This window comes from Dietzia cercidiphylli (assembly GCF_014145145.1).
In the GTDB taxonomy this organism is placed as follows: Bacteria; Actinomycetota; Actinomycetes; order Mycobacteriales; family Mycobacteriaceae; genus Dietzia; species Dietzia natronolimnaea.
Genome location: NZ_JAALEA010000147.1, coordinates 1 through 5,865, shown reverse-complemented (window position 1 = coordinate 5,865; position 5,865 = coordinate 1). Strand labels below are relative to the sequence as shown.

The following is a 5,865-nucleotide window of genomic DNA, read 5'->3' as shown; positions in this document are numbered from 1 at the left end:
CGGGGCGCAGGGTCAGCGCGCGGGTCACGGTCGCACCCGCACCGACGGCCTGGGGGACGGACGGCAGCGCCTGCCCGTCGACGAGCACGGGCAACGCGACCCGGCGCTTGTCGGGTCCGGTGAGCGCGGCGCGCAGGTCGCCGGAGTAGGCGGACCCCGTCGAGTCCATCCGGACCGAGGCGTCGAGCACCTGTCCGTCCCGGTCCGGCCGGAGCACCGCACCACCCACCGCCGTGAGCCGTACGGGAAGGGAGACGACGGGATCGGCGGACCGGGTCGAGGACGGGGTGCCGTCCCCGACCACGGGCCACCCGCCGACCCAGTCCAGGCGGTCGAGCATCATGTACCTCCGCTGCACCCCGTTGGGGAGCACGGCGCTGCCGCGGGGGGCGGCGTGATAGAGCATCCAGTCCTGCCCCGCGTCGTCGGTGGTCACGTCGACGTGACCCGGTCCCACCCAGTCGGCGTCACCCTTGAGGATCACGTCGCCGGGCAGCGGGGAACCCGGCCCCTGCACCAACGGGCGCTGTTGCCGATCGGAGTACGGGCCCATCACGTCGTCGGCGCGGCCACCCAACACCCGGTACTGGGACTGCTCGCCGTTGCAACACAGTCCAGCACTGGTGAACAGGTGCGTCCTGCCCTCGCGGCTGACGATGGCGGGGGCCTCGACGCCCGTACCGGCCACCAGGACGGGGTCGCCGATCAGAGCTGTCCCCGCTGGGTTCATCCGCACCGCGTGGATCCCCTCGAAGTTCCCCATGAACATGACCGGGCCGTCTGCCGTGAACACCACCTCGGGGTCCATCGGATCCAGATCCCGATAGGGCGCGTCGGCCCCGTAGCAGACGATCGGCGCACCGCCGTGGGTCCACGGGCCCTCGATCCCGGGCGCGGTGGCCATCCCGATACAGGGGGCCGGCCCGCCGGTCGTGTAGTACATGACCGCTCCGGCGTCGGCGACGTGGACGTCCGGCGCCCACAGGTACGACCCCGACGGTGCCCACGAGGGACGGGATCCGAAGGCGTCCCCCACGTACTCCCACTCGACCAGGTCGAAGGACCGGAAGTGCGGGACGAGCCGGTACCCGGCACCGTCCGACCAGTCGTCCGAGGACGCGTAGACGTGGAAGGCGCCGTCCGCTCCCCTCTGGACCGACGGGTCCGGGGCGATGGAGGAGATCACCGGGTTCGCGGCCGCGGGCACCGCCGCGGTGGCGGACACGAGGGGGACGACGACGGCCAGCGCGGCGGCGCCGAGGGCGCGCGCTCCTCGCGAGATTTTCATCGGCCGAGCATAGACCCATGAACCGTCTTTATGTGACCGTACGTAACTCCCGGTTGGAGCCCCGCTCCGCGCTCTCTATCTCGCCCCGCGCTCCTTGCGCAACAGGAACCGCTGGATCTTGCCCGACGGCGTCTTGGGCAGCTCACGGGCGAAGTGGACCTTCCGGGGGAACGCGTGGGCCGCGAACTCCGTCTTGACCCACTTCTGCAGTTCCTCCGCCTTGTCGTCGTCACCCTCGACACCCTCGCGCAGCACGACGTACGCCTCGAGTACCTCACCGGCCAGTTCGTCGGGGACGCCGATGATCGCCGACTCCAGCACGTCCGGGTGCTTGGCCAGGACGGACTCCACGTCGAACGGGCCGATCCGGTAGCCGGACATGATGATCACGTCGTCGTCGCGGCTGGAGAAGTAGAAATGACCGTCGGCGTCGAGCTTGGCCGCGTCGCCCGTGTAGTACCAGCGGCCGTCCGCGCTGAACCGCTCGGCCGTCTTCTCGGGCGCGTCGTGGTACCCCGTGAACCACATGAGCGGGCTGGCGGGGACGTCGATCGCGACGCGGCCGAGCTCCCCCACCGGCGCGGTTTCGTCGGAGTCGGCCGCGAGCACGGTGCACCCCCACCCGGGAAGCGGCACTCCCATGGACCCGGGACGGACGTCCTCGCGCAGCGAGTCGTGCCAGGGGTTGATGATGAACATCCCGTGCTCGGTCTGGCCGTACTGGTCCCGGACCTCGACACCGAACTGCTCGATCGACCACTCGATCACCTCCGGGGTGAGCGGCTCACCGGCGGCGGAGGCCCGGCGGAGCCTCACGTCCGGCGCGATGTCGCGCTTGGCGCGCATCGTCCGGTAGACCGTCGGCGCCGCCGCGAAGTTGGTGACCCCGTAGTACTGCAGGACGGCGAACGCCAACTCCGGGGTGTATCGGGCGTGGAGGAGCAGGCTGCGGCGGCCCACCGCCAGCGGACCGAGGATGCCGTAGTAGAGGCCGTACGCCCAGCCCGGATCGGCACCGTTCCAGAACACGTCGTCGGCGCGCACGTCCAGACCGGTCTCGATGTACTGGTGGAACGCGGCGAGCGCGCGGACGGGGACGACGACCCCCTTGGGGGTGCCGGTGGTGCCCGAGGTGAAGAGCATCACCATCCCGGCGTCAGGGCCGGTGACCGCGGCGCCGCGACCGGGCTCCTGGTTGCCGACGATCGTGTCGAGGTCGAGGTCTCCCTCCCGGGCACCGGGGCAGTCCGCCAGCCCGGCCACGACCACCGGGACGGACGTGCTCTCGAGCTTCCCCCGCTGGTCGGCGTCGGACACGATCACCCGGGCGTCGCCGCCGGTGATCCGCATCTCGATGGCGGGCCAGGCGAACGCGGTGAACAGCGGCATGTGCACCGCGCCCAGGCGCCAGATCCCCATGAGCGTGAACACCAGGTCCGCGGACTTGGCCATGAGCGTGGCGACCCGGTCCCCCTCGCCCACACCGAGGGCCGCCAGGGCGGCGGCCACCTTCTCGCTCCCGACCTTCAGCTCGCCGTAGGTGATGTCGCGACCGGACAGGTCGGCGTCGATCACGGTGAAGGCCACGGCGTCAGGGTCGTGGCGGTCGCACAGGAACTCCGCCGCACTCGCACCGGGGACGTCGTAGATCGCCAGGAGCTCGTCCGGGGACAGGGGCGTACCGGTGGGCGGCGTGGTCTCGGTCGTATCTGCAGACATGTCTGCAGATACTGCTGCAGAGGCCCGCCGCACACCACCCACCGACGGGCACCCCCGCTTTCGGGGCTGGTACGACTGCTCCGGAGCCGTGCACTCTAATGGGACCACCCGACGATTCCCGCACGTACCCGGAAGGACTCCCATGGCCGTCGACCGACTGCTCCCCAGCGACGAGGCGTACGAACTCCTCGACATGACCCGCTCGGTCGCGGACAAGCTGCTCGAGCCGATCGCGGCCGAGCACGAGCGGAACCACACCTATCCCGAGGGGCTCTTCGCGCAACTCGGCGAGGTGGGCCTGCTGGGGCTGCCCTATCCGGAGGAGTTCGGCGGCGGCGACCAGCCGTACGAGGTGTACCTGCAGGTGCTCGAGGAGCTCGGTGCCCGGTGGGCGGCTGTCGCCGTCGCGACGAGCGTGCACGGTCTGTCCTGCTTCCCCCTGGCCACCGCCGGCTCCGACGAGCAGAAGGCCGAGTGGCTGCCCGGGATGCTCGCCGGCGAGCAGATCGGCGCGTATTCGCTCTCGGAGCCACAGGCCGGGTCGGACGCGGCGGCGCTGCGGTGCCGCGCCGAGCGCGAGGGTGACGAGTTCGTGGTCACCGGCACCAAGTCCTGGATCACACACGGTGGGATCGCCGACGTGTACAACACCTTCGTCCGCACCGGCGAGGGGTCCCGCGGAATCTCGTGTCTCCTGGTCCCCCGCGACACCGAGAACCTGACGTTCGGGAAGCCCGAGGACAAGATGGGCCTGAACGGCGTGCCCACCACCACCGCCGCCTACGAGGGCGCCCGGGTCGACGCCGCCCGTCTCTTGGGCGCCGAGGGCGACGGACTGCGCATCGCGTTCTCCGCCCTGGACTCGGGCCGGCTCGGGATCGCCGCGGTGGCCACCGGCATCGCGCAGCGGGCACTCGACGACGCGGTCGCCTACGCCAATGAGCGCGAGGCGTTCGGCAAGACCATCATCGGCCACCAGGGCCTGGGCTTCCTGCTGGCGGACATGGCCGCGGCCGTGACCTCCGCCCGCGCCACGTACCTCGACGCCGCCCGGCGCAAGGACGCCGGCCGTCCCTACTCCCGCCAGGCCTCGATCGCCAAGCTCACCGCCACGGACGCGGCGATGAAGGTCACGACGGACGCGGTCCAGGTGCTCGGCGGCGTCGGCTACACCCGGGAGTTCCCCGTGGAGCGGTACATGCGCGAGGCCAAGATCACCCAGATCTTCGAGGGCACCAACCAGATCCAGCGACTGGTGATCGCCCGCGACCTCGCCGTCTGAGTCCCCGGCGGCCCGTCCGGCCCGGAGCGCCTAAGGTTGGCGGCATGTCCTCCCTCCCCGACGCCTCCGCTCCCGCGGGCACCGAGTACGTGGTCCTCCTCTCGGAGGACGGCCAGCCCGTCGGCTCCGCGGACAAGGCCACCGTCCACACCACCGACACCCCGCTGCACCTGGCGTTCTCGTGCCACGTGGTCGACGAGGAGGGCCGCGTCCTGCTCACCCGTCGCGCGCTGCACAAGCGCGCCTGGCCGGGTGTGTGGACCAACTCGTTCTGCGGTCACCCCGCACCGGGCGAGGACCCCGCCGAGGCGATAGTGCGACGGGCGGAACAGGAACTCGGGACGCGCGTGGACGGGATCGAGCCGGCGTTGCCGGACTTCCGGTACCGGGCGGTGGACGACTCCGGAATCGTGGAGAACGAGATCTGCCCCGTGTTCACCGCCCGCATCCGCGCCGACCTGGCCCCGCGGGCGGACGAGGTGTGTGCCCACCACTGGGCCCGGCCCGAGGACGTGCGCAAGGCCATCGACGCGACGCCGTTCGCGTTCAGCCCCTGGCTGGTCGCGCAGGCGCCGCGCATGGCCCTCTACGCTCGTTGAGGACGGGCTCGGTGAGGACAGGCGCGTTGAGGACGGCGGATCGGCCGTCAGCCCGGCGGGCTGCCGCGGTCAGCCCGGGATGCTGATGTGTCCCTCCTCGGCCGCCAGGCCGATGTCGCGACGGAAGTGACCGCCGCCCAGCTCGACCCCGTCGAGGATCCGGTAGGCCTCCGCGCGCGCGGCGGCGAGGTCGGGACCGGTCCCGACGACCGACAGGACCCGCCCCCCGGCCGAGACCAGTCGCCCGTTCTCGTCCCGGGCCGTCCCGGCGTGGAAGACCCCCGGCTGCTCGGCGCCCTCGATCACGTCCCCCCGGCGTGGCGAGGACGGGTAGTTCTCCGCGGCCAGCACGACGGTCACGGCGGCGCCGTCGCGCCACACCAGCGGAGGCAGCTCGGCGAGACGGCCGGTGGCCACCGCGTGGAGGGCCTGCCCGAGGGGCGACTCCAGTAGCGCCAGGACCGCCTGCGTCTCGGGATCACCGAAACGGCAGTTGAACTCCACGACCTCGGGGCCGGACGCGGTGATCGCCAGACCCGCGTACAGGAGACCGGAGAAGCCGCATCCCCGTGCGACCATCTCGCGGGCGACCGGCTCACACACCTCGGAGACGATCCGGTCGACCATCCCCTGCGGCAGCCACGGCAGGGGGGTGTAGGCACCCATCCCGCCGGTGTTGGGTCCGCGGTCCCCCTCACCGACACGCTTGTGATCCTGAGCGGGGAGGAGCGGGACCACCGTCTCGCCGTCCACGAGACAGAACAGCGACACCTCGGGGCCGTCGAGGAAGGACTCGAGCAGAACCGGGTGCCCGTCGTCCAGGCAGGCGAGCGCGTGGGCGTGCGCGGCGGCGCGGTCCGGCGTGACCACGACCCCCTTGCCGGCCGCGAGACCGTCGTCCTTGACCACCCAGGTGGGGCCGAACCGGTCGAGCGCCTCGTCCAGGTCGGCGGGCGAGTCGACGACCTCGGCGCGCG

At 71.8% G+C, this 5,865-nt stretch carries 5 protein-coding genes; 2 read left to right on the top strand and 3 right to left on the bottom strand.

Going from position 1 to position 5,865, the window contains the following annotated elements:
- Positions 1 to 1,288: family 43 glycosylhydrolase (locus G6028_RS06010; RefSeq protein ID WP_182658330.1), on the bottom strand; the 1,288-nt coding region annotated here is incomplete at its 3' end.
- Between the two features lie 75 nt (positions 1,289 to 1,363).
- Complete coding sequence (locus G6028_RS06005; RefSeq protein WP_182658329.1) at positions 1,364 to 3,007, bottom strand: AMP-binding protein; 1,644 nt, start codon at positions 3,005 to 3,007, stop codon at positions 1,364 to 1,366.
- A 142-nt stretch (positions 3,008 to 3,149) separates the two neighbouring features.
- On the opposite strand from G6028_RS06005, the gene G6028_RS06000 reads away from it, so the two are divergent.
- Positions 3,150 to 4,289 (top strand): acyl-CoA dehydrogenase family protein, encoded by a 1,140-nt coding sequence (locus tag G6028_RS06000; protein WP_107748804.1) that lies wholly within the window; start codon positions 3,150 to 3,152, stop codon positions 4,287 to 4,289.
- Between the two features lie 44 nt (positions 4,290 to 4,333).
- Positions 4,334 to 4,888 carry an isopentenyl-diphosphate Delta-isomerase gene (gene idi, locus G6028_RS05995; RefSeq protein WP_182658328.1) on the top strand — a complete coding sequence of 185 codons (555 nt, stop codon included), beginning with the start codon at positions 4,334 to 4,336 and terminating at the stop codon, positions 4,886 to 4,888.
- A 69-nt stretch (positions 4,889 to 4,957) separates the two neighbouring features.
- Here the strand turns inward: idi and purD are convergent.
- On the bottom strand, positions 4,958 to 5,865 hold a 908-nt coding region (gene purD / locus G6028_RS05990), incomplete at its 5' end, for a phosphoribosylamine--glycine ligase (RefSeq protein ID WP_182658327.1).